Annotated in this window: 16 protein-coding genes; 3 read left to right on the top strand and 13 right to left on the bottom strand. The window is 70.0% G+C overall.

Annotated elements, in window-relative coordinates:
- Positions 1-124: 124 nt before the first annotated feature.
- From ACFXMF_RS33055 to ACFXMF_RS33030, 6 genes are all read right to left on the bottom strand, one after another.
- Positions 125-1,030, bottom strand: a complete 906-nt coding sequence (locus tag ACFXMF_RS33055; RefSeq protein WP_379991645.1) for an anti-sigma factor family protein — start codon at positions 1,028-1,030, stop codon at positions 125-127.
- Entirely contained in the window at positions 1,027-1,764 is a 738-nt protein-coding gene (gene sigM / locus ACFXMF_RS33050) for an RNA polymerase sigma factor SigM (protein WP_360315804.1), read from the bottom strand. The genes ACFXMF_RS33055 and sigM overlap by 4 nt, the downstream gene beginning before the upstream one ends.
- Before the next feature lie 57 nt (positions 1,765-1,821).
- On the bottom strand, positions 1,822-3,696 hold the full coding sequence (locus ACFXMF_RS33045; RefSeq protein WP_379991644.1) for a protein kinase family protein: 1,875 nt from the start codon (positions 3,694-3,696) through the stop codon (positions 1,822-1,824).
- A gap of 518 nt (positions 3,697-4,214) precedes the next feature.
- Positions 4,215-6,920, bottom strand: a complete 2,706-nt coding sequence (gene murJ, locus ACFXMF_RS33040; RefSeq protein WP_379991643.1) for a murein biosynthesis integral membrane protein MurJ — start codon at positions 6,918-6,920, stop codon at positions 4,215-4,217.
- A 52-nt stretch (positions 6,921-6,972) separates the two neighbouring features.
- Positions 6,973-9,393, bottom strand: coding sequence for a DUF6049 family protein (locus ACFXMF_RS33035; protein WP_379991642.1), 2,421 nt, complete (start codon positions 9,391-9,393; stop codon positions 6,973-6,975).
- On the bottom strand, positions 9,390-9,851 hold the full coding sequence (locus tag ACFXMF_RS33030) for an NUDIX hydrolase (protein WP_020557160.1): 462 nt from the start codon (positions 9,849-9,851) through the stop codon (positions 9,390-9,392). Before ACFXMF_RS33030 ends, ACFXMF_RS33035 begins: the two co-directional genes overlap by 4 nt.
- A gap of 129 nt (positions 9,852-9,980) precedes the next feature.
- Here ACFXMF_RS33030 and ACFXMF_RS33025 point away from each other — a divergent pair, with 129 nt between their 5' ends.
- Positions 9,981-11,465 (top strand): CCA tRNA nucleotidyltransferase, encoded by a 1,485-nt coding sequence (locus ACFXMF_RS33025; RefSeq protein ID WP_379991821.1) that lies wholly within the window; start codon positions 9,981-9,983, stop codon positions 11,463-11,465.
- A 64-nt stretch (positions 11,466-11,529) separates the two neighbouring features.
- Here the strand turns inward: ACFXMF_RS33025 and ACFXMF_RS33020 are convergent, their stop codons facing one another.
- The 5 genes from ACFXMF_RS33020 to ACFXMF_RS33000 form a co-directional block, all read right to left on the bottom strand.
- Positions 11,530-12,174 carry a hypothetical protein gene (locus ACFXMF_RS33020; RefSeq protein ID WP_379991819.1) on the bottom strand — a complete coding sequence of 215 codons (645 nt, stop codon included), beginning with the start codon at positions 12,172-12,174 and terminating at the stop codon, positions 11,530-11,532.
- Positions 12,175-12,318: 144 nt separating this feature from the next.
- Positions 12,319-12,717 (bottom strand): hypothetical protein, encoded by a 399-nt coding sequence (locus ACFXMF_RS33015; protein ID WP_360315791.1) that lies wholly within the window; start codon positions 12,715-12,717, stop codon positions 12,319-12,321.
- Between the two features lie 242 nt (positions 12,718-12,959).
- Positions 12,960-14,279 (bottom strand): MFS transporter, encoded by a 1,320-nt coding sequence (locus ACFXMF_RS33010; protein ID WP_360315789.1) that lies wholly within the window; start codon positions 14,277-14,279, stop codon positions 12,960-12,962.
- A gap of 145 nt (positions 14,280-14,424) precedes the next feature.
- Positions 14,425-15,504 carry an inositol-3-phosphate synthase gene (locus ACFXMF_RS33005; RefSeq protein ID WP_360315787.1) on the bottom strand — a complete coding sequence of 360 codons (1,080 nt, stop codon included), beginning with the start codon at positions 15,502-15,504 and terminating at the stop codon, positions 14,425-14,427.
- A 48-nt stretch (positions 15,505-15,552) separates the two neighbouring features.
- Complete coding sequence (locus tag ACFXMF_RS33000; protein WP_360315785.1) at positions 15,553-16,212, bottom strand: PadR family transcriptional regulator; 660 nt, start codon at positions 16,210-16,212, stop codon at positions 15,553-15,555.
- A 530-nt stretch (positions 16,213-16,742) separates the two neighbouring features.
- On the opposite strand from ACFXMF_RS33000, the gene ACFXMF_RS32995 reads away from it, so the two are divergent.
- Together ACFXMF_RS32995 and ACFXMF_RS32990 are read left to right on the top strand one after the other, a co-directional pair.
- On the top strand, positions 16,743-19,118 hold the full coding sequence (locus ACFXMF_RS32995; RefSeq protein ID WP_379991817.1) for a transglycosylase domain-containing protein: 2,376 nt from the start codon (positions 16,743-16,745) through the stop codon (positions 19,116-19,118).
- Between the two features lie 114 nt (positions 19,119-19,232).
- Positions 19,233-20,672 (top strand): glycosyltransferase 87 family protein, encoded by a 1,440-nt coding sequence (locus tag ACFXMF_RS32990; RefSeq protein ID WP_360315781.1) that lies wholly within the window; start codon positions 19,233-19,235, stop codon positions 20,670-20,672.
- A 92-nt stretch (positions 20,673-20,764) separates the two neighbouring features.
- Here the strand turns inward: ACFXMF_RS32990 and ACFXMF_RS32985 are convergent, their stop codons facing one another.
- Entirely contained in the window at positions 20,765-21,796 is a 1,032-nt protein-coding gene (locus ACFXMF_RS32985; protein WP_360315779.1) for an alanine racemase, read from the bottom strand.
- A gap of 132 nt (positions 21,797-21,928) precedes the next feature.
- The gene (locus tag ACFXMF_RS32980; protein WP_360315777.1) at positions 21,929-23,047 is read right to left on the bottom strand and encodes a peptidoglycan bridge formation glycyltransferase FemA/FemB family protein; all 1,119 of its coding nucleotides are present in this window, start codon (positions 23,045-23,047) and stop codon (positions 21,929-21,931) included.
- Positions 23,048-23,324 lie beyond the last annotated feature (277 nt).

The raw sequence follows: 23,324 nt of genomic DNA, 5'->3' as shown, positions 1-23,324 counted from the left end.
CCGGCGTCGGCTGTGCGGGTCTGCGAGCCCCGCGCCCCGATGAGATGCGGTGTCTCGTTCGACAACGGATCCTAGGTGCGCACCATTCCCGGGTCCCAATGCCGCGAGCAAGGCGTGCCGGGGATCACCCCCGGGGGACCACCGTGGCGAGCAATACGGAGCCGGTGAGCGGGCCGGACGGGCCGGTCGAGAGTTGCGTCGAGCAGGACGCGTCCACGATGTACACCCGGACCCGGTCGGCACTCGGGCCGTTCAGGACCACCACCCAGGCCGGCTTGCCGGCGTAGCTGCCGTTGTCGACGGCCAGCGCCCGGGCGGCGTCCGGTCCGACCGCGGCGGCGACGCACCCGGGCAGGTCGCCCAGGGATGTCGCGGTGGTGCGGCGCAACAACTGCGAGACCTGGTCGGGCAGTCCGGCGGCCGTGTACTCCCGGGGGGCCGCGATGGACGGCTTCAGCGGCGGTTGTGCTTCCGAGTTCGCGGCGCCCGGTCGCTCGTCCGCCTTGCCGGACGACGCGGACTTGCCGGGCTCCGGTGCGGACGCGGCGGACCGGTCCCGGGCGGCGGCCGGCTTTCCGGCGGACTTGTCGTCGCCGCCGGTGCCCACCACGACGGTGACGCCCAGGGCCACCGCCGCCACCGCGGCCGCCGCGAGCAGCAGCGGGCCGCGACGCCGCCGTCGGCGGGCGGCGTCGAGGGGGACGACGTTGTGATCGAGCGGGTGCGGCGCGGCGGGCGGCGCCTGCGCGGGGGGACCGCCGAAGGGCATCCCCACGGACGGTGCCTCGGCGGGTCGCGGGGGCGGGAGCGCGGCCAGCGCGAGCGCGTCGTCGATGCGCGCGATCACGTCGGCCGGCATCGGCTCGACCGGCTGCCCGCCGAGCAACTCGCGGACCTCGGCCAGCGCGTCCCGAGTGTCGCGACACTCGGCGCACTCGGCCAGGTGCGCGTCCAGGGCGCTCGCCTGCTCCGGGGTGAGCAGTCCTTCGACGAGGTCGGACAGCACCTCGACGTCGATGTGCCCGCTCATCGTGTGCCACCTCCCTCCATGCTCGTGCCGCCCGCGTCGGGGGCCGGATCGCCGGTTCCCGGTCGGTCGTCCGTCGATGGGACGGATTGTCCGGCTCCGGGGTTCCCGGCCGGTCGGGGCGGTCCCGCCTCGCGCAGGTGCCGCACCAGCGGCAGCAGCTTGGCGCGACCGCGGGCACAGCGGCTCTTGATGGTGCCCGAGGCGACCCGGAGGATCCGGGCCGCCTCGTCGACGGGGTAGCCCTCCATGTCCACCAGCACCAGCGCGGCCCGCTGCTCGGCCGGCAGCGTGGCCAGTGCGGCGAGCACCGCCGCCCGGGTCTCGCCGCGGATCGCCGGGTCCTCCTGGACGGGCGCGGGCAGCCGCTGGTCGAGGTCCTCGGGCAGCGGTACGGCCGGCCGGGCGGCGCGACGCCGGGCCCGGTCCAGGCAGGCGTTCACCACGATCCGGTGCAGCCACGTCGTGACGGCCGCGCGGCCCTCGAACCGACCTGCGGCACGGTAGGCGGACACCAGGGCGTCCTGGAGGGCGTCAGCGGCTTCCTCGCGGTCCCCCAGCGTGCGCAGCGCCACCGCCCACAGCCGATCGCGGTGCCGACGCACGACTTCGCCGAACGCGTCGGGGTCGCCGGCGGAGTGTCGGGTGAGCAGATCGGCGTCGGTGACATCCGCATACGCCGATCCGGTCTGCTCGGTGCTCACCGCCTGCCTACCTCCCCCTGGGCCCGGGGTCATCCTGGCACGGGCCGCCGGCCGGTCGCAGAGGGGTTCGCCTCGATCGCCCGGAGGGGGTCAATCGTTGACGGTGAAGGTGACTTCGCGCCAGGCGTTCTGATGGCCGGGGGTGTAGATGTGGTAGCCGTCGACGTCTTGCAGGACCTTGGGCATCGCGGTCATCAGCACCAGCACGTAGCGGGTCTTGGTGGGGTTGTCGCCGGTCATGTTCAACTGGGTGCCGTCGGTCGACTTGCTGCCGATGGTGACCTTGTAGGCGTCCTGGTTCGTCGGCATCGTCGATCCGGCGCCGGGTGCGGCTTTGAGGGTGATGGTGGTGGTCGGCCCACCGGCACCGAGCGCGATGTTCACGCCTCGTACGTCCATCGGCTCACCGAGGTCGTAGACGATCCCGTATCCCGTGCGCCCGTTGTAGTCGACTTTCGGGCCGTCCTTCATCATGTTCGTCTGCCAGTAGGTCTCGCGCTTGCCGTCGTGGGTCTTCACCACGTTTTCGGCGTCGGTCGGTGCGCCGCCGATCGAGATCTCCGTGCCGGTCTTCGGCGGGACTTCCTTCGTGGTCGGCGGCGTCGGCGGTTTCTCGGTCGGCGAGTTCGACGCGCCACTCTGCCGCTTCAACGGCCCTTCCTTCTCTTCCCCGTCGCCCGCATGGCTGGCCACCTGCCACGTCACCAACACGATCGCGAGGACCACCAGCACCGCGACCGCGCCCTTGACCGCCGCGCCGAACCGGCCGCCCAGCGGGGGCGGCGGTGCGACCGGGGGACGGATCGTGCCGTTCGAACCACCGTTGTAGCCGCCCGACGTGTAGACCGTCCGGGTCGGCGTCGGCGTGTAGACGGGGTACTCGTCCTGTTCGGGGCCGCCGACGATCTCGCCCTGCTCGGGCGGATGGATCTCCGGGATCGCGCCGATCGCCGCGGACAGTTCGCCCGGTGTCCCGAACGCCGGTTCGTGCTTGACCTCGTGGCCCAGCGCGCGCATCGTCAGCGCGGCCAGCGTGTCGTCCACGCCGGCCCGGATCTGGCCGGGCGCGCACAGCCTGCCGCCGGTGAACGGGGCGGCCTGGAGGCCGTATTCGGTGCCCTCGACCCAACGCCGGGTCAGCGCCGCGTACATGAGCCTGCCGACCGCGTGCGTGTCGTCGCGGGCCGCGTCGGTGGTGTCGTGCCCGTACAGGGCCGCCTCGACCGCCAGGCCGACGATCTTGTACTGGCCGGTGTGCATGCGCAGCACGTTCTCCGGCGTGAGCCGCAGGTGCGACAGGCCGGCCCGGTGCGCCACCGACATCGCCTGGGCGATCGCGCGGGAGAGTTCGTAGACCTCGTGCGGCGGCAGCGGCGCGCTCTCGAAGACCTTGGTGAGGTTGTCCGCGTCGGGCAGCCACTCCTTCACCACATAGATCAGGCCGTCCTGTTCGGCGCAGTCGAGCACCTGGACGAAGCGCGGGTCGCCCATCAGCGCGGCGGCGCGGGCCGCGGCGATCACCGCCCGGCCGTGCTCCCCGCCGGCGGGCACGATGTGCACGCCCACCGCGCGCCGGAGCTTCTCGTCGACGGCGCGCCAGGTCTCGCTGCGGCCGTTCTGCGACAGGCGGTGTTCGAGCCGGTAGCGGTCGGCCAGTCGGGTGCCGCGACTGACTCGCGGCGGGGCGGGTGCCGCGGCGGGCGCCGGCTCGGCCGACTCGGACCCGGTGGTCTTTTGCGCGGCCGGCTCGGGTTCGCTCGGCGTGCCGGCCCGGGGGGTGGTCGCGGCGGGCTTGGTGCGCTTCGCCCTTTGGTGCGTTGCCGGTTCGTCCTCGGCCGCGTCGTTCGCGGCTGCGGCCGGCACGTCCCCGGAGGGGGCTTCGGCGGCATCGTCCGCGACGTGCGTGGCGTCCGCGGCCCCGACCTGGGTCTCGGCCGAATCGCCGTTCGCAGAACCGCCGTTCACGGATCCACCGCTTGCCGTGCCGGCCTCGGCGGAGGCGGCGATCCCGGATCCGACTTCTTCGGTCGCATCGGGTTCGGGCTCGACGCCGACGGGCACAACCGTGGTGGTGTGTGCGGAGATCTTGCCGTCCGAACCGACCAGTTCACCCGACTCGGTGTCAGAAACCTTTGTCGGTACGGGATTTGCCTCGTCCGTCGCTAGGTCGACGGATCCTGCGGTTCGGTCCGTCACCTCGGCCTCATCCTCCTTGTCGGCGTACTCATCGTAGAGGTGAGGCATCTCGGGCCGTTGGTCAGGGACAACCTCTACACACCATGAGACTCTCGAACCCCGGTTCGGGTTGCCTCATGGCAAGATCCGTAAGGAAACCGAGACCGGCGTAAGGGGAGCTTTACCCCCGTTTCGGTGTCCGGCACACCCTCACTCGCCCATGGTGGTACATCCCACAGCGATCCGCCCGCCGAATTCCCGGGGCGGGAACGCGGCGGGCGGGGGTCCGTCCGGGGTCGAGCCGGCGGTCAGCGGCCGAGCCGGCCCTTGATCATCCCGGTCATCGCGGTCATCTCCTCGACCCGCATCCGGTTGGCCGCGACGAAGAACACGGCGAACATCGTGACGATGCCCGCGCCCACCGCGATCGCCGAGCCGCCCATGCCCGAGCCGAAGTGACCCGTGCACACCCGGGCCACGAAGAACGCCGCGACGCCACCGAACGCGGCGGCGATCAGCAGCCGGGTGTAGGTCCGGGTCACCCGTCGGCCGTCCAGGTCGCCGAGCCGCTTCTTGAGCCGCTGTGCGGCCAGCACCACGCCCACCAGGTAGGCGAGGCTGTAGCCGCCCGCGATGCCGACACCGGCCCACTTGGTGGGCAGCGCGACGAACGCCAGGCCCGCGAACGCCGCCTGGGCGCCCGCGATCCACACCGTGTTCAGGAAGGGCGTACGGGTGTCCTCGTACACATAGAACCCGCGCAACAGCACGTACTGCGCCGAGTACGGGATCAGGCCCAGCCCCAGCGCCATCAGCATGTAGCCGATCCAGTGCGCGCTCTGTTCGCCGGTCGGGGCGAAGATGAACCCGCCGATGTCCCGGCCCAGCGCCACGAAGATCGCCGCACACGGGATCATCGCCACCGCCGACAGGCGCAACCCGGAGGAGATGTCGCCGCGCACGCTGGCCAGGTCGCCGTCGGCGGCGGCCCGACTCATCCGCGGCAACATCGCCGTCATCACCGACACGGTGATCACCGCCTGGGGCAACTGCCAGATCAGCAGCGCGCTGCTGTACGCGGTGAAGCCGACACCGAAGTGGATGTTCTCGTTGCGCGCGTTGGTGTCGATCGCGGTCGCGAGCTGGGTCACCACGAGGTAGCCGGCCTGGTTCGCGAGCACGAACAGGAACGTCCACTTCGCCAGCCCCAGCGCCTTGCCCATCCCGGAGCCGCGGAAGTCGAAGCGCGGTCGGAACCGGAACCGGGCCGCCTTGAGATACGGGATCATCGCCATCGACTGCACGACCATGCCCAGCAGCGTGCCCAGGCCGAGCAGGCGGATCTCGTCCGGGGTGATGGTGTCCGAGTTCTGCCCGGTGTTCTTCTGGGTGCCGGCCACCCAGATGTAGAGGCCGAACGTGGCGATGATGACGATGTTGTTCAGGACCGGGGTCCACATCATCGGGCCGTAGCGTTCGCGCGCGTTGAGGATCTGGCCGAACAACACGTGCAGGCCCATGAAGAAGATGATCGGCAGGCAATAGCGTGCGAAGGTGATCGCGAGCTCGTAGTCCTGGTGGTACTTGGCCAGCGAGTTCGCGAACGCCCTGATCAACAACGGCGCGCCGAACCAGGCCAGCACGACCAGGGCGAGCAGGGCGCTCATCACCAGGGTCAGCAGGCGGTTCGCGTACGCCTCGCCACCGTCGTCGTCCTGGCGCATCGCGCGCACGAGTTGCGGGACGAAGACCGCGTTCAGCGCGCCGCCGCCGACCAGGATGTACAGCAGCGTCGGCATCGTGTTCGCGACGTTGTACGTGTTGGCCAGCACCGCGGTGCCCAGCGCCGCCGCGGCGACCAGGTTGCGGGCGAAGCCCGTCATCCGGGACACGATCGTGCCCGCCGCCATCACGGCGGAGGACCGCATTATCCCGCCGAGCTTGCTGCCCTTCTTGCCCTCGCCGCCGACCGGGATGCCGGCCATGCGCTCCTCGGCGCCCGAACCGGGCATCCGGTAGACGGGCGACGTGGACGGGTTCAGCGGGACCGGCGGGGCGTCCAGGACCGCGCTCGCGGACATCGACGCGGCCGCCGCCTCGGCCCGGTGCTGGGTCTCGTAGCGCTGATACGCCTCGGTGTACGAGGGCATGCCCGCGATGTCGCCGGCGAGGCCGAGGTTGATGCCGGTCAGCGTCTGGTCCATCAGCCAGCCGCCGGGCCGGTCGTAGTCGCCCCAGCCGCCCTGCCCCTGCTGCGGGCTCGGCTGCTGCGGCACGTACGCCTGCTGGTGCACCTGCTGCTGGTGTTGCTGTTGTGGCTGCTGGTAGTTCTGCGCCGGCGGGGCCTGGTGCTGCTGCTGGTACGGGTCGCCCGAGCCGTATCCGCCGCCGCCGTACTGCTGTGACTGGGCGGACGGGTCGTACGGCGAGGACGGGTCGTGCTGCCCGCCCGAGTATTGGCCGCCCGAGTACTGGTCACCCGCGTACTGCTCGCCCGAGTACTGGCCGCCCGAGTCGTACCGGGCCGGGGCCTCGGGGGTGAAGAGCTCGTCCACGCCCACGTACGGGTCGTTCGCCGGCGGATCGCTCAGCTCGTCCCGGAACCACGCGCCGCCGCCCTGGTCGGGCTGCTGCTGCTGCGGAGGCGGCTGCTGCTGCGCGTACGGGTCGTAGCCGCCCGCGTTGGATCCGGAGCCGTACGGATCCCCGTAGCCCGCCTCGGGCCCGGAGCCGTAGCCGCCCTGCCCGGAGTAACCCTGCTGCGGGTATGCCGCGGGCTCACCGTAGCCCGGCTGCGGGGCGTTCGGGTCGACGTATCCCGGCTCACCCGGCCGTGCGTACGGATCCGGCGGCTGCGCGGCATAGGGATCGGCCGGCTGTCCGTACGGATCGACGTACTGCTGCAGGTACGGGTCGGCGGGCGGCCGACCCCGGTAGGGATCGTCGTGCGCGCCGTCGTCCGGCTCGGCGGAGCCGCCGGTGTACGGCTGACGTTCGTCGCTCCGGTCGCTCATGCGGGCGGGCCCTCGTCTTCTCGGTCAGGTTGAGTGTCCGGTGCCCACTTTCTCATTCGGGGCGGTCGGTCGTGGATCCCGATGGTGTGTGTCCGTGCGGGTCGGCCGGATCCGGGGGTCCGTTCCCGCCGGCGTAGGGGGCCGCGAAGTGGGCCGGCGGCCACCCGGATGCCGGTCGGATCGGGTCCGGATCGGTGTCCGGCGAGGAGCCGGCGTCGAACGGCGTGTCGTGGCCGTCCTCACCATCCTCGTCGTTCGTATCCCCGGCAAGGGCCGCCTCCCGACGCTTGCGCAGGAAGGCCCGCAGCGAGAACACCGCGAGCAGGAAGGCGAGGCCGCCGATGATCCACCGGGTCAGCGCGTCGATCGTGGTGGTGTTGACGAAGAACGATTCGGGCGTTTTGACCGAGCGTCCGTCCGTGGTGAGCAGTTGCACGTCGACCATGACCTTGCCGTTCGCGGCCGACTTCGCCGTGATCGGCACCTCCCGGCGGCGCCCGTCGGGCACGGTCACGGTGATCGGATCGCCGAGCTTGAGCCGGTTGGGCTGATGCGAGGCCGCCGCGATCGTCACCGTGATCGGCTGCTGGAGGTTGTTCACCACGGTGACCGGGATGTTGCCCTCCTCGCCGGACAGCGTCACCCCGGTTCTGCGGATGATGTAGACCAGCGATTGCAGTTCGCGCAGGCCGCGGGTGACGCCGAGCCGATAGCGGTCCATCCCCTGCGGGTCGCCGCGCCACTCGGTGGACAGCAGGCGCAGCAGCGCGGGGTTGAACGGGCCGGTCACCCGCTCGGGACGGGTCAGGATCGAGGCGAAGGTCTGCATCGACCGGACCAGGTTGTCGGTCTCGGTGAGGTACTGCATGGACGGCTCGCTCTCGCGGACCGCCTTGGGATAGCCGGCGAGCTTGCGCGCGGGCAGCGGGGCGGGCTCGGTGGCGAGCTCGGCCAGGGTCGCGCTGCGGGTCCAGTCGGCCGAGGCGTTGAGCACGTCCTTGAGCACGCCGGCCAGCGAGGCGTCCATGGTGCGCGGCGGGGCGATCAACAGGCTGCGGGCGGGCTTGACCGAGGGCTCCTGGAGCACGATCGTCAGCAGCTCGGCCAACAACTGCTGGGTGGTCAGCACGCCCTGCCCCGGCGCCTTGGTGTCCTGGGCCAGGATCTTGTCGATGTCCGGGTCGGTGACCAGCGCGGTGCCCTTGTCGCTCCCCGGCAGGGCGGCCGTGGCCAGCGGGGTGACCTTGAGCTCCCTGGTCGGCGGCAGGGACGCGCCGGAGGCGATCACGGTGCTTGCCCCGGTGCCGTTCGCGAGCTGGACGATCGAGGAGTCCAGCGCGCCGCCGGCGGGCCAGGCGACGTCGGTGCGCACCGAGCGGCCCAGGGTGCGCTGCATGACGGTGGCGGATTCGGCCAGGGCCTCGCTGAGCTGCGGGCGCAGGTCGGCCTTGTTCGCCTCCAGGGCGTGCGCCACCGCGGCCAGATCGGTGTCGGCGTACGGCAGGCCGATCACCGGCTGGGTGCCGAAGCCGGCCTTGAGCCGCTCCAGCCAGCCGGCGGCGACCTGGCCACCGCCGCCGGCGAGCGTGTTCGTGAGCTCGTTCGGCGTCGCCTTGGTGGTGTCCTCGTCGCTGGGGGTCTTGCCGTTGCGGGACTTCTTCGGCTTGTCGGGATCCAGGCTGCCGGGCGGCGCGACCCGATAGCCGCCGGCCATCTCGGCGGCGGAGTCCACCAGTTCGGGGTCGACGGCCCAGTCCACCTTCATCCCGGTACCGATGCTCACCAGGTCGTACAGGCGCCCGCCCGGGGCGAACTGCGCGGCGAGGTCGTCGTCGCGGAACACCGGTGTCTGGTTCTCGTCGCCGAGCGTGGTGCCGTCCCGGTGCGGTCGGTCGACCAGCGGCCAGACCGTGGCGATGCGCAGGTCCTGGACGTCCTTGAGGCCGTTCTTGGGAATCCACGGCAGGAAGGTGCGGGCCGCGCCGGCCGTCCGGCCGCCGATCCTGGCCTCGACCCCGAGCGGATACGCGCCGGCCGGGCCCAGCCGCAGCGTGTCGGCGCCGACGGTGAAGGTCCACGGCTGGGTCGCGCCCGGGGCCAGGTTGTGCAGCACGACCGGCTTGGGATCGCGCAGCAGGGTGCCGGTCGACTGGGCGTCCTCGGGCGAGCTGATGCCGCTGCGGAAGAGCGGCTCGGAGGTGCGCACGCGCACCGCGACCTCCATCGAGTCGATCGGCTTGGTGCCGGTGTTCAGCACCCGACCCTCGATGGTGACGGTCCCGCCGGCCTTGGCCACCGGGGTCATCTTGGTGAGCAGGACCTGGATCCCGTCGCCTTCGGCGGCGCGCGCGGCGGTCGGCGGGAGCATCCCGAGCAGCCCGGCGGCGAGCACCAGGGCCAGTATCAGCACGGCGAGCGTCCGGCCGCGCAGCAGGAGAACCCCGGTTCCGGGCCGGGATCGGCGATCGCTCACGCGCTGTCCGCCAACAACTCCGGGGCGAGCGTCACCAGGCGCCGCTCGTCGGGGTAGGCGAGGCGCGCCGTGAGCGCGCCGAGCGGAACCCAAGCCACCGCTTCGACCTCGATGTCGTCGTCCGACAGATCCCCGCCCGCCGCCTCCATGAGGTAGTGGTGGACGGTCTTGTGCACCCGCCGATCCGGCGCGGTGAACCAATAGTCGATCACCCCGAGCGGGGCCAGCACCCGACCTACGATGCCGGTCTCCTCCTCGACCTCGCGCAGCGCGGCGTCGACCACGCTCTCGCCGTTTTCGATGTGTCCCTTGGGCAGCGACCACAACAGCCGGCCGCGACGATCCCGACGCGCGATCAACGCCGCGCGCAGGGTGAGTCGATCGACCACCAGACCACCTGCCGAGGTCTCCTCGACCACCTGCAGCCGACGGCGCGGCGGCGTGGTCTCGGAAGGCATCCGCCAAGCTTAGTGCGACATGCGCCACGCCATCACGCCATGATCACCCCATCGCCCGGCCCGTTCGCGGATGCGGCCTCGGCATAATGCGCGCGAGACCCGCGGCCTCGACCCGTAACCTTGTCTCCCGTGCCGAACGCCAAGAACACACCCCATCCGGACGACCCGCCGGCCGGCGGCGAACTGAGCGCCGTACAGCGCCGCGCCGTCACCGAACTGTTGCGCGTCGCCCCCGTCGCCGACGACCTCGCCCGCCGCTTCGAGGCGGCCGGGCACACGCTCGCGCTGGTCGGCGGCTCGGTGCGGGACGCGCTGCTCGGTCGGCTGGGCAACGACCTCGACTTCACCACCGACGCCCGCCCCGAACAGGTGCTGGCGATCGTGCGCCCGTGGGCGGACGCGGTGTGGGACGTGGGGATCGCGTTCGGAACGGTGGGATGTCGCAAGAAGCTCGCGGACTCGCCGGACTACCAGATCGAGATCACCACCTACCGCTCCGAGGCGTACGACCGCACCTCGCGCAAGCCCGAGGTCTCCTACGGAGACTCGATCGACGACGACCTGGTCCGTCGCGACTTCACGGTCAACGCGATGGCGGTCGCGCTGCCCGGGATCACCTTCGTCGACCCGCACGGCGGGCTGACGGACCTGGCCGCGCGGGTGCTGCGCACACCGGGCAGGCCCGAGGACTCCTTCGGGGACGACCCGCTGCGGATGATGCGCGCCGCGCGCTTCGCCGCGCAGCTCGACTTCGAGGTCGCGCCCGAGGTGGTCGCGGCGATGACGGACATGGCCGAACGCATCGACATCGTCTCCGCCGAGCGGGTCCGGGACGAGCTGAACAAGCTGATCTGCTCCGACCACCCGCGCAAGGGTCTGGAGTTGCTGGTCTCCACCGGGCTGGCCGCACGGGTGCTGCCCGAGTTGCCGACGCTGCGCCTGGAGGTGGACGAGCACCACCGGCACAAGGACGTCTACGAGCACACGCTCACCGTGCTGGAACAGGCGATGGCGCTGGAGACGCCGGGCGAGCCGGACCTGATCCTGCGCCTGGCCGCGCTGCTGCACGACATCGGGAAGCCGCGCACGCGCCGCTTCGAGCCGGACGGGCGGGTCTCGTTCCACCATCACGAGATGGTCGGCGCGCACATGACGCGCAAGCGGCTGAAGGCGCTGAAGTACCCGAAGGACGTCACCGACGACATCACGCGCCTGGTCGAGTTGCACCTGCGCTTCCACGGCTACGGCACGGGCGAGTGGACCGACTCGGCGGTGCGCCGGTACGTACGGGACGCGGGGCCGTTGTTGGATCGGCTGCACAAGCTGACCCGGTCGGACTGCACGACGCGCAACAAGCGCAAGGCCGTCACGCTCGCGCGCGCCTACGACTCGCTGGAGGAGCGGATCGCGCAGCTCGCCGAGCAGGAGGAGCTGGATTCGATCCGGCCGGACCTGGACGGCAACGAGATCATGAAACTGCTGGAGGTGCCGCCGGGCCCGCTGGTGGGCAAGGCGTACCGGCACATGCTGGAGATGCGGCTCGAACACGGCCCGATGGACCACGACCGGGCGGTCGCGGCGCTGCGCGAGTGGTGGGCGGCGAACGGGGCCTGACGGCAACGGGAAGGGCCGGTCGATGGGGGTTGATCGCCATCGACCGGCCCTTCGTCGTCACGGCCTACGGCGTCGGGGCGACGTCGACGCCCTTTTCCTTCTTCAGGGCGTCGAAGTCGGACTGCTTGAGCATGATGGTGGAGGTCGGGTCGAACGCCTTGGCGTCCGCCAGGGTGGTGTTCGTGGTGAAGCCGAGGCAGAGCGTGCCCTTGCCCTTGCCGGTCCACTCGTAGCTCGCCACGTAGCCGTTGATCGCCTCGCACTTGTCGCTCGCCGAGGAATTGCCGAACTTGTGCAGCGTCTTCCACTTGGCGCTGGGCGAAGTGCAGTCGACGATCTTGGGCGACTCCTTGGAGCTGATCGGGCCGCCCTTCATCGTGCCGAAGCAACTGCCCGGCTTGGCGCCGGTGACATCGTCCTTGCTGAGCGCGTTCTTGGCCACGGTGCCGGCAATGACCAGGCCCCCCAAGACCACGATCGGGATGACGATCCGCTTGATCTTGCTCTTGCGCGGCGGGGGCGGCGGCGGGCCGCCGTAGAAGCCCGGCTGACCACCCTGCGGGAAGCCGCCCGGCGGGAAACCGCCCTGCGGCTGGCCCGGCTGCTGACCCCAACCCTGCTGGGGCTGCTGGGGCTGGCCCGGCTGCTGGTTCCAGCCCTGGTGCGGCTGCTGAGGACCGTTGGGCCCGGGCGGGAAGGGATTGGACATGGGGACGATCTCCGTTGCAGGGGACTGGTGAGACAGTCCGGAACACTAGGGGTCCGGCCGGACACCCGCTGCGGGGATTCCCCTTGCACCGGTCGAATGTGAGCGGAATAACGGACATAAAGCCGCTGTCCGGCGCGCGAAGGGCTATTTTCGCGCGGCGAGACACAATACGAAGCTTTCCACGGTGGGATCCGAGGCCAACGCGATGGGATCGCCCGGCACCGAATCGCACACCCCGACGAACGTGGTCCCCTGAACCCGTTCGACCACGATGAACCGCGCCGCCGGGTCCTCGCACTTCACCGGGTCCTGGTCGATGGTCGCCTTGTCCCGCAGACAGTCGCCCTCGTGGATCCGCGGTCCGCCGTCCTCCTTGTTCACGTACCACCAGCCCCCCGCCGCCGTGCCGCCGACCAGCAGCACGGCCACCACCGCGATCAGCACCCCGCGCCCACGCCGGGCCCGCCCGCTCGGCGGGGCCGCGGCCCGGCGTGCCGCACGCCCGTCGGCCTGCGCCCGGCGCACCGCGGGCACGTGCGGCATCGACGCCTCCCGCGACGGAAGCGGGTGCCCGTGCGGCGGGGTGTTCTCGGTCCATGCCGGTATGTACGGCAGAGGATCGTTTTCACCCGAACCGGCGTTATTGGACATGGAGTATCTCCAGAGGTGCCGAAAATCGCTGGATGTGCAGGTTAGAACTTCGTCCTCGCCATTGCACTACCCGCAGGTAATTTCCTGGACATGTAGCCGAGGAAAATAGGCCGTGATCGGCAACAAAAGGGATATCAGGGCCGGCGGTCGTCCACCGGAAGGGCCGTGTCGATCACCGGAGGGTGGCGGCGCGCTGCCAGTGTGTACAGGACGCCGGTCGCCACATAGACCCCGGCCACCCCGAGCAACACCGCGGGCGAGCGGCCGTCGTCGGGCAGCCCGAGCGCCGCGACGGCGGCGGCACCCACGAACGCGACGTTGAACAGCACGTCGTAGACGGAGAACACCCGACCCCGGTACGCGTCGTCGACGGTGGTCTGCACGATCGTGTCCACGCCGATCTTGGCGCCCTGCGAGGTCAACCCGAGCAGGAACGCGCCCACCACCAGCGGCGCGAACGCGAACGGCAGACCCAGCGCGGCCTGACACACCGCCCCCACGAACGCGCACGTGCCGATCCAGGCCGCGACGCCGATCCGGGTGGTGATCGAAGGCGTGGCCACGGCCGCGACGAAGAAGCCGAGCGCGGACACGCTGACCGTGATCCCGAAGGTGGCCAGTCCCCCGTCGGTGTCGCTCGGATCGTTGAACGTATTGCGGCAGAGCAACACGGTCATCACGGTGAGCACGCCGTAGCAGAACCGCATCGCGGTGATCGCCGCCAACGCGTGCGCGGGGGCCCGACGTCGCCACACGTGCGTCGCCCCCTCGCGCAGCCCGCGAGCCACCGAACGCAGCGCGTCGCCCACCCCGGGCAACACCCGGTCCGGATCCGGCCCGAGCAGATCGGCCGGCATCGTCGCCGCGACCGCCGCCGAGCCCAGGTACAACAGCCCGGACACCAGGATCACCAGCGCGGTCGCGCCCGAACCCTCGGCCAGGAACGCGTGCACGAGCACCGCCGCGCCACCGCCGATCGCCGCCGCGACGGTCCCGGCCGTGGGCGACACCGAGTTCGCGGTCACCAGCCGCTCGGCCGGCACCACGCGCGGCAGCGACGCGGACAACCCGGCGAGCACGAACCGGTTCACCGAGAGCACCACGAGCGCCGCCGTGTAGAAGACCGCGTCCGGCACCCCGAGCAGCACCAGACCCGCGGTCGCCGCGACCAGCACCGCCCGCAGCAGGTTGCACGAGACCAACACCTGCCGTCGCCGCCACCGGTCGAGCAACACCCCGGTGAACGGTCCGACCAGCGAATAGGGCAGCAACAACACCGCGAACGCGGTGGCGATGTCCGCCGCCGAGGTCTGCTTCTCCGGCGAGAAGAACGCCTGACCCGCGATCGCGACCTGGAAGGCCCCGTCGGAGAGCTGCGAGGTCAGCCGGGTGGCGAAGAGCCGACGGAAGTCGCGCAACTTCAGCAATGAGCGCAGATCACGGATGAGGGCCACAGCGCCCACCGTAGCCGGCCCGCCGCCGAGGCCCGGATACCGCACTCGCCCCCGGGGCGGGTACGCCGAAGGCCCGGCTCCTGGAGGGGAGCCGGGCCTTCGATCACTCGGGTGCGCCGGTGCGGCGCGCGTCGAGCGGAGCGGGTCAGCGCTCGATGTCGCCCTTGATGAAGGCCTCGACGGCGTTGCGGGCCTCGTCGTCGAAGTACTGCACCGGCGGCGACTTCATGAAGTACGAGGACGCCGACAGGATCGGGCCACCGACGCCGCGGTCCTTGGCGATCTTCGCGGCGCGCACGGCGTCGATGATGACACCGGCCGAGTTCGGCGAGTCCCAGACCTCGAGCTTGTACTCCAGGTTCAGCGGGACGTCACCGAAGGCACGACCCTCCAGGCGCACGTACGCCCACTTGCGGTCGTCGAGCCACGCGACGTAGTCCGACGGGCCGATGTGCACGTTGTCGGCGCCGAGGTCACGGTCGACCTGCGAGGTGACGGACTGCGTCTTGGAGATCTTCTTCGACTCCAGACGGTCCCGCTCCAACATGTTCTTGAAGTCCATGTTGCCGCCGACGTTGAGCTGCATGGTGCGCTCCAACAGGACACCGCGGTCCTCGAAGAGCTTCGCCATCACGCGGTGCGTGATCGTGGCGCCCACCTGCGACTTGATGTCGTCGCCGACGATCGGCACGCCGGCCTCGGTGAACTTGTCCGCCCACTCCTTGGTCCCGGCGATGAAGACCGGGAGAGCGTTGACGAACGCGACCTTGGCGTCGATGGCGCACTGGGCGTAGAACTTCGCCGCGTCCTCGGAGCCGACCGGGAGGTAGCAGACGAGCACGTCGACGGCCTGGTCCTTGAGGACCTTGACCACGTCGACGGGAGCCTCGGGCGACTCCTCGATGGTCTCGCGGTAGTACTTGCCGAGACCGTCCAGGGTGTGACCACGCTGCACGGTGACGCCCGACGGCGGCACGTCGCAGATCTTGATCGTGTTGTTCTCGCTGGCACCGATGGCGTCCGTGAGGTCGAAGCCGACCTTCTTGGCGTCCACATCGAAAGCAGCCACGAACTCGACGTCACGCACGTGATACTCGCCGAACTGCACGTGCATCAGGCCGGGGACGCGGCTGTTCGGGTCGGCGTCCTTGTAGTACTCGACGCCCTGCACCAGCGAAGCGGCGCAGTTGCCCACGCCGACGATGGCTACGCGAACCGAACCCATTCCGGTTGCTCCCTGTGATCTCGACGAAGTCGCCATGAACCGGCGACCTCAGTTGTTGGATGCGGACGGGTCCGAGGCCACGTCCTGGGTGGGGGTCCGAGGTCGGTCGGCGTCCTGCGACGCGTCGACCGGTGCCTCGGGGCCGGTGGCGTCCGGAGTGGCTCCGGCATGCCGCTCGGCGGTGATGAGCTCGTTCAGCCAGCGCACTTCGCGCTCGACCGACTCCAAGCCGTGTCGCTGCAACTCGAGGGTGTAGCCGTCGAGCTTCTCCCGTGTCCGGGTCAGCGACCCGCGCACCCGGTCGAGGCGTTCCTCGAGCCGGCTGCGCCGACCCTCGAGGATACGCATGCGCACCTCGTGGTCGGTTCGACCGAAGAAGGCGAAGTGCACGCCGAAGTTCTCGTCCTCCCAGGCCGAGGGCCCGGACTCGGACAGCAGTTCTTGGAAGTGCTCCTTGCCCTGTGCCGTGAGCTGGTAGACGATCCGGGATCGTTTGCTGCCGGCGAGTGCCGTCACCTCCGGAACCTCTTCCGCGAGCCAGCCCCGTTCGAGCAGGGACTTCAGACACGGGTAGAGGGTGCCGTAGGCGATGGCACGGAACGAGCCGAGCACGGTGTTGAGCCGCTTGCGCAGCTCGTAACCGTGCATGGGGGAGTCGTGCAGCAGGCCGAGGATCGCGAATTCGAGGACGCCACCGCGCCTGCTCATCGCTTTCCTCCATCCACTGCGACCGGACCGGACGTGGATCCGTTGCAACCGTGGGATACGGTCGCAGCCGACCTTCGTCCGGCCGGGGCTCCTGTGCCCCCGGCTCGATGTACCGGCCCGATGTATCGAACCGATACATCGAGACGATAGGTCTCCTTGCCGTGTGGTGGCAAGGCGGCCGCCGGTGACTCGGGTCACAGGCAGGTCACAGTGAGGTCGCGAAAGCGGTTCCGCGTAGTCTGTTCCGCCGTGTGGTACCTCAAGCCCCGCTTTCTGCGGAACCGCCCCTCGCGCGTGTGCGTCCTGGGGAGCGGAGAGCCACGACCCGTGCGTCCGACCTCCGCGTCGTACGGCCGAGGAGTAGCGAACGCATGAGTGAACATCGCCGTAGATCACAGCAACCGCGTCCCGAGGGGCGCGGTGACTCGTATTCGGGGGGCACGGGTGGTGCCGGGGGCGGGACGCCACCCGGTGGCTCGTCGACGCCCGCCGCGCCCGGAGGAGGCGACGAAGAGCGTCCACTGTCGCGGATGGAGGCCCGAGCCGCCGCCCGTTCGGGTGGTCGGCGGGCCGCCAACGGCGCCGCGTCCGGCAGCCGTTCGCGCGCGGAGGCCGGCCCGCCCCGGAAGAAGCGGTTCATCGACTATCCGAGGTTCGGCAAGACCGGCGTGCGTCGCTGGTTGCCGTCCTTCAAGCAGATCCTGGCGATGATCCTGTTCTTCCTCGCGTCGATCATGGGCGTGGCGGCCCTGGCGTACGCGATGGTCAAGGTGCCGGACCCGAACGCGAACACGACCTACCAGTCGAACATCTATTACTACGCCGACGGGAAGACCGAGATCGGTCGGACCGGGCAGGTCAACCGCCAGAACGTGACGGTCGACCAGATCCCCAAGCACGTACAGCGCGCCGTGATCGCGGCGGAGAACCGGTCGTTCTACAGCGACTCGGGCGTCTCGCCGAAGGGCTTGCTGCGGGCCGGGGTCACCATGGTCAAGGGTGGCGACACGCAGGGTGGTTCGACCATCACCCAGCAGTACGTCAAGAACACCTACCTGACCCAGGAACGCACCTTCAAGCGCAAGTTCAGCGAGATCTTCATCGCGCTCAAGGTCGACCGGCAGATGCGCAAGGACGACATCCTGGTCGGCTACCTCAACACCGCGTTCTACGGTCGTAACGCCTACGGCATCCAGGCCGCCGCGCAGGCGTACTACGGCAAGAACGTCGGCGACCTGAACGTGGCCGAGGGCGCCTATCTGGCGACCCTGCTCAACGCGCCGGGCATCTACGACGTGATCGAGTTCCCCGGCCAGCTCGAGAACGTCAAGGGGCGCTGGAACTACGCGCTCAACGGCATGGTCAAGGAGGGCTGGCTGCCCAAGGCGGAACGGGACGCGCTGCAGTTCCCGATGCCGATCAAGCCGAAGCCCGCCGCGAACAAGGCCGGTCAGGCCGGATACCTGATGAAGGTGACCGACCAGTACCTCAAGGCCAACAACGTGATCCCGGAGGCCGAGCTCGCCCGCGGCGGCTTCAAGATCGTCACCACGTTCGACAAGTCCCGCCAGGACGCCGCGGTGGCGGCGGTCAAGGACCAGTTGACGTCCGAACTCAAGCCGGACAAGAACGAGGCGGACCGCTATATCCGCACCGGCCTGGCCTCGGTGGTTCCCGGCGACGGGGCGGTGGTCGCGCTGTACGGCGGCCCGGACTTCATCCAGCAGGAGTACAACGACGCGGTCAGACAAGACATCCAGGCCGGTTCGACGTTCAAGCTGTTCGTGCTCGCGGCGGCCCTGCGCAACGGCGGCGCGGACGGCAAGCCGATCGGGCCGGAGAGTTTGTACAACGGCGACAGCAAGATTCCGATCAAGCTGCGCAACGGTCAGATCTTCAAGGACAACAAGACCAACAAGGAGTACCTGGCGCCGAACGAGGGGGATGTGGACTACGGTCCGATCCCGATCACCAGAGCCATGGAGAAGTCGGTGAACACCGTCTTCCTGCAACTCGCCGCCGACGTGGGCCCGGAGAACGTCAAGAAGGCCGCGATCGACGCCGGTCTGCCGCCGAACCTCAGCTCGTTCGAGGCGACGCCGACGATGGCGTTGGGTGTGGCACCGCCGAGTGCGCTGGACATGGCGGAGGCGTACGCCACCTTCGCGGCGCGCGGCATGCACGCGGATCCGTACTTCGTCAAGGAAGTCACCTACAGCGGCTCGAAGCGGGACGTGCCCAAGCACGAGCCCAAGCAGCTGTTCGACAAGAACGTCGCCGACACCGTCAACAAGGTGATGATGCGGGTCGTGGACAACCCGCCGCTCGGCGACGGCACCGGTCGGGCCGCGAAGGCGTTGAACCGGCCGGTGGCCGGCAAGACCGGTACCACCGACGGCAACAACTCCGCGTGGTTCGTGGGCTATACGCCCAACCTGGCCACGTCGGTGGCGCTGTTCCGGGAGGACCCGAACACGCACGCCCGGCTGTCGCTCAAGGGCCTGGGCGGTCGTGACTCCGTGCACGGTGGTGACATCCCGACGCTGGTGTGGACCGCGTACATGAAGAACGCGGTCCAGGGTCTGCCCTCGGTGGACTTCCCCGAGCCCGGCGAGCAGTTCGAGGGCAAGGACAAGGTGACGCTCCCGCCGTCGAACACGCCGCCGCCGACGCGTACGACGCCACCGCCGCCGCCGACGTCCAGCGCGCCGCAGACCACTCCGGCGGCGCCGACGACCAGCGCGGCCGGTGGTGGCCCGCAGGGCGGTACGGGTGACCCCGGTGGTGCACACACCACCAAGCCGTCCACGACGAAGCCGTCGAACACGGATCCGCCCGGCGGACCGCAGGGCACCACCCGCGGTGGTGGCAACAGCGGCTTCATCATCGGCGGACGAGGCGGCTGACCGGTGGCCACACCGGACAGGGCCTAGCCTTACGCGTGCCCCATCGCCTCGGCGGTGGGGCACGCGTTGTCGTATCCGGCCGGCGAGGGCAGCCTCCTCGGGGAACGCGAGAGGATGAGCGCCATGACGCCGACATCGACCGAACCCGTCCTGCCCACCCGGGACGACCCCGTGGTCCGGGCGGGCAGCGAGCTCGTCGGCGGACCCGCCGGACGCCGGATCCGGTTCGTGCCGAATCGGTGGTGGACCCCGGTCCGGGTGCTCGTGCTGCTCGCGGTGGTCTGCTTCGCGCTCGGGATCATGCAGAAGAAGCCCTGCTACGACGGCGGTTGGTTCTCCGGCACCACGCAGTACTCGCACGCCTGCTACAGCGACATGCCGCACCTGTACGTCAATCGTGGTCTCGCGGACGGGAAGATCCCGTACTTCCAGGAGACCGGCGACAAGGACATGAGGTTCCTGGAGTATCCGGTCATCACCGGTGGGGTGATGGCCTTCGCCGGGACCCTGGCGCGGGCGGCGGGCGACCTCACCGGGGGCGACCTCAAGGACGAGCAGCTCTGGTTCGTGATGATCAACGCGTTGATCATGATGGCCTGTGCGGTGGTGACCGTGATCGCGGTCAAGGGCACCTCCGGGCGTCGGCCCTGGGACGCCGCGATGGTGGCCTGTGCGCCCGCGTTGGCGCTGAACGGGCTGATCAACTGGGACTTGGTCGCGGTCGCGCTGACGGCGGTGGCGATGTGGTCGTGGGCGCGGCGCAACGTGGTGGTCGCCGGTGTGCTGATCGGTCTGGCGACCGCGGCGAAGCTGTATCCGGTGTTGTTGCTGGCGCCGCTGTTCCTGTTGTGTCTGCGCTCGGGCCGGATGCTCGCGTTCGCCCGGACCGCCGCGGCGGCGGCGGTGTCCTGGCTGGTGGTGAACCTGCCGGTGATGCTGGACTTCGAGGGCGGATTGCACATCCGCGAGGGCTGGAAACTCTTCTATACGTTCAGCCAGGACCGCCCCGCCGACTACGGCTCGGTGTGGTTGATCATCCAGCAGCGCGACGGGCGACCACTGGAGCATCTGAACACCTACGTCACGCTGAGCCTGGTGTTGTGCTGCCTGGCGATCGCCGCGTTGACCATGTGCGCCCCGCGTCGGCCCAGGTTCGCCCAATTGGTGTTCCTGATCGTGGCGGCCTTCATCCTGACCAACAAGGTCTACTCACCGCAGTACGTGTTGTGGCTGATCCCGCTGGCGGTGTTGGCCCGGCCGCGCTGGCGGGACTTCCTGATCTGGCAGGCGTGCGAGGTCACGTACTTCATCGGCGTGTGGATGTACATCGCCTCGTTCTCCGGCAAGGGCCTGTCGCAGAACGCCTACCACGTGGTGATCCTGCTGCACCTGCTCGGCACCGCGTACCTGTGCCTGGTCGTGGTGCGCGACATCCTGCGTCCGGATCGGGACCCGGTGCGCGCGGACGGCAGCGACGACCCCTCGGGCGGGGTGCTCGACCGGGCCCCGGACGTCTTCGTGCCGACCTCGGTCCTGGCCCGCGCGGGCGGCTGAGCGAGACGCGGGCCCGACGCCGGGCGGCACGAACGAAGGGCCTCGGCCGGGACGCGCGAACCGTCCCGGCCGAGGCCCTTCGCGTGGTCGGGTCAGCGCAGGGCGATCCGGTCGAAGTGCGTCGTGGTGTGCCGCAGCGCGGCCTCCAACTCGTCGCCCGGCTTGGGCGGGGCCACGTCGTTGGCCAGGAACAGCAGGCTGACCTGCATGTGCGGCGGCTCGGCGAACCAGCGCTGCTTGCCCGCCCAGGTGAACGGGGACAACGCGCGGTTGACGGTCGCCAGGCCGGCCCGGGCGACGCCCTTGGCCCTGGGCATCACTCCGCGCACGGTCTTGGGCGCCTCCAGGCCCACCCCCTGGGCGGTGCCGCCGCTGACCACGACCAGGTGCCCGTCGCTGGGCGCCTTGCGCTGGCGGTAGCCGAAGCGTTCGCCGCGCGCGATCCGCACCACGTCCAACACGGTGCCCCGGCTGGCCAGCGCGTCGTGGTCGCCCAGCCACAGGTCGGTGCCGATCCGCGGCCGGAACTCGGTGTCCGGGTGCCGCTCGCGCAGCACCGCGAGCTCGGCCGCGGTCAGGTGGCTGACGTACATCGTGCGCACCGGCAGCCGGGCCGCGCGCAGCCGCTCGACCCAGCCCACCACCTCGGCCACCGGGTCGTAGCCGTCCGGGTGGTCCAGCGGCAGGTGCAGCGAGAAGCCCTCCAGGCGCACGTCGTCCATCCCGGTGCGGAGCTTGACCAGCTCCTCCTCGGTGACCCCGTCCCGCTTCATCGTGGTCATGCACGCGACCACCACCCGGCAGCCCACCAGATCCCGGGCGGCCTGCACCGAGGAGACCGTGCGGATGGTGCGATCCGGCAGCGGGACCGCCTCCTCGCCGCGCAGGTACGGCGTGAGCACCAGGACCTTGCCGTCGAAGTGGTCCTTGACCACCGCGGCCTCGTAGGTGGTCCCCACGGCCACGGTGTCCACGCACATCCGGGCGGCCTCCTCGGCCAGCCTGGGATTGGTGAACCCGTACCCGTTGCCCTTCATCACCGGTACGAGACCGGGGAACGTGTCGCGTACCTCGTCCTGGTGCTTGCGCCAGCGGGCGGCATCGACGTAGAGCGTGAGCGACATGGGCGCTTCGGGGCCTTCCGTGTACGGGGCTTGCCCTTGGAGAACGCAGGGCGGAGGCGGGGAACACACGACGCCGGCCGCGTCGCGACGATCACGTATCGAGCCGACGACACAGGTGCCGCCGGTGTTGCGTCAGCGGCGTGACATGTACATGTCCAGCGCCTTGTGCAGCATCTTGTTGAGCGGGAAGTCCCACTCGCCGAGATACTCGACGGCCTGGCCGCCGGTGCCGAGCTTGAACTGGATGAGTCCGAAGAGGTGGTCGTTCTCGTCCAGGGTGTCGCTGATGCCGCGCAGGTCGTAGGCGGAGGCGCCGAGGGCGTACGCGTCCCGCAACATCCGCCACTGGATCGCGTTCGAGGGGCGCACCTCACGCTTGTGGTTGGCCGACGCGCCGTACGAGTACCAGACGTGGTCGCCCACGGTGACCATCGTGGTGGAGGCGAGCACCTCGCCCTCGTGCTTGGCCAGATACAGCCGCATGCGCTCGGGGTCCTCGGCGTTGAGCGCCTTCCACATGCCCTGGAAATAGGCCAACGGCCGCGGGGTGAAGTGGTCGCGGACCGCGGTGACCTTGTAGACCTCGTGGAAGACCGGCAGGTCGTCGTAGCCGCCCTGGACCACGTCCACGCCGGCCTTCGTGGCCTTCTTGATGTTGCGTCGCCACAGTTGGTTGAAGCCCGCGTGCACGTCCTCCAGGCTGCGCCTGACCAGCGGTACCTGGAACACGTAGCGCGGCTGCACGTCGCCGAAACCGGCCCCGCCCGACGCGTCCTGCTGCCAACCCAGGCCGCGCAGTTGGCGCTCCAACTCGGCGCCGCGGTCGTCGGTCCAGTCCGGGGTCAGATCCCGCAGCCGGTTCGCCGACTTGGCCGCGATCGCCTTCTTGATCGTGTCCGCCTCCCAGCGGGCGATCACCACCGGCGGGCCCATCTTGACCGAGAACGAGCCGCGGCTCTTGAGGTGCGCGAGCATCGGGTCGAGCCACTTGCGCAGGTCGCCGTCGAACCAGTCGATGACCGGGCCCTCCGGCATGTACGCGAGATAGCGCTTTATCTTCGGCAGTTGCCGGTACAGCACGAGTGCCGCGCCCACGACGGCGCCCGACTCGTCGATCCAACCGATGCTCTCGGATCGCCACTCACTCTTCACCGCGCCCCAGGAGGGGCACTGAAGAAAGCTCACGGAGGGCCTGCCCTTGATAAAGGCGAGATGCTCCTCGGCGGTGAGCGTCCTCAGGCGCAAAGACATGTAAGAGCTCCTCGAAATCGGTTCGGCCGTGACAGAGGTTACTGCGCCTTTGGGCGCTATGGATCGTGCCGGGCGTCGCAGTCGGGACGGTACGAGGACGAGCCGGACCTTCATCGGCAAAACGGACGCCCGGCCGTCGTCGGGAGCAGCGAGCGGCCCGCCGGAGAATCGTCCGGCGGGCCGTCGCGCGGTGCGCGGGTCGGGGTCAGTAAAGGCCACCGTGGAACATGTTCATGAACAGGGCCACGGCGGACACGCCGAGCGCGAGCACCGTGAC

This window comes from Embleya sp. NPDC059213 (assembly GCF_042754445.1).
GTDB lineage: Bacteria > Actinomycetota > Actinomycetes > Streptomycetales > Streptomycetaceae > Embleya.
Note: the sequence above shows the minus strand (reverse complement) of the source record. Positions and strands in the feature narration are given on the sequence as shown.

Coding starts and splice junctions, on each gene's coding strand:
- ACFXMF_RS33055 (WP_379991645.1), bottom strand. CDS start 1,030: ATGAGCGGGCACATCGACGTCGAGGTGCTGTCCGACCTCGTCGAAGGA.
- sigM (WP_360315804.1), bottom strand. CDS start 1,764: ATGACCCCGGGCCCAGGGGGAGGTAGGCAGGCGGTGAGCACCGAGCAG.
- murJ (WP_379991643.1), bottom strand. CDS start 6,920: ATGAGCGACCGGAGCGACGAACGTCAGCCGTACACCGGCGGCTCCGCC.
- ACFXMF_RS33030 (WP_020557160.1), bottom strand. CDS start 9,851: ATGCCTTCCGAGACCACGCCGCCGCGCCGTCGGCTGCAGGTGGTCGAG.
- ACFXMF_RS33020 (WP_379991819.1), bottom strand. CDS start 12,174: ATGTCCAATCCCTTCCCGCCCGGGCCCAACGGTCCTCAGCAGCCGCAC.
- ACFXMF_RS33015 (WP_360315791.1), bottom strand. CDS start 12,717: ATGCCGCACGTGCCCGCGGTGCGCCGGGCGCAGGCCGACGGGCGTGCG.
- ACFXMF_RS33005 (WP_360315787.1), bottom strand. CDS start 15,504: ATGGGTTCGGTTCGCGTAGCCATCGTCGGCGTGGGCAACTGCGCCGCT.
- ACFXMF_RS33000 (WP_360315785.1), bottom strand. CDS start 16,212: ATGAGCAGGCGCGGTGGCGTCCTCGAATTCGCGATCCTCGGCCTGCTG.
- ACFXMF_RS32995 (WP_379991817.1), top strand. CDS start 16,743: ATGGAGGCCCGAGCCGCCGCCCGTTCGGGTGGTCGGCGGGCCGCCAAC.
- ACFXMF_RS32990 (WP_360315781.1), top strand. CDS start 19,233: ATGAGCGCCATGACGCCGACATCGACCGAACCCGTCCTGCCCACCCGG.
- ACFXMF_RS32985 (WP_360315779.1), bottom strand. CDS start 21,796: ATGTCGCTCACGCTCTACGTCGATGCCGCCCGCTGGCGCAAGCACCAG.
- ACFXMF_RS32980 (WP_360315777.1), bottom strand. CDS start 23,047: ATGTCTTTGCGCCTGAGGACGCTCACCGCCGAGGAGCATCTCGCCTTT.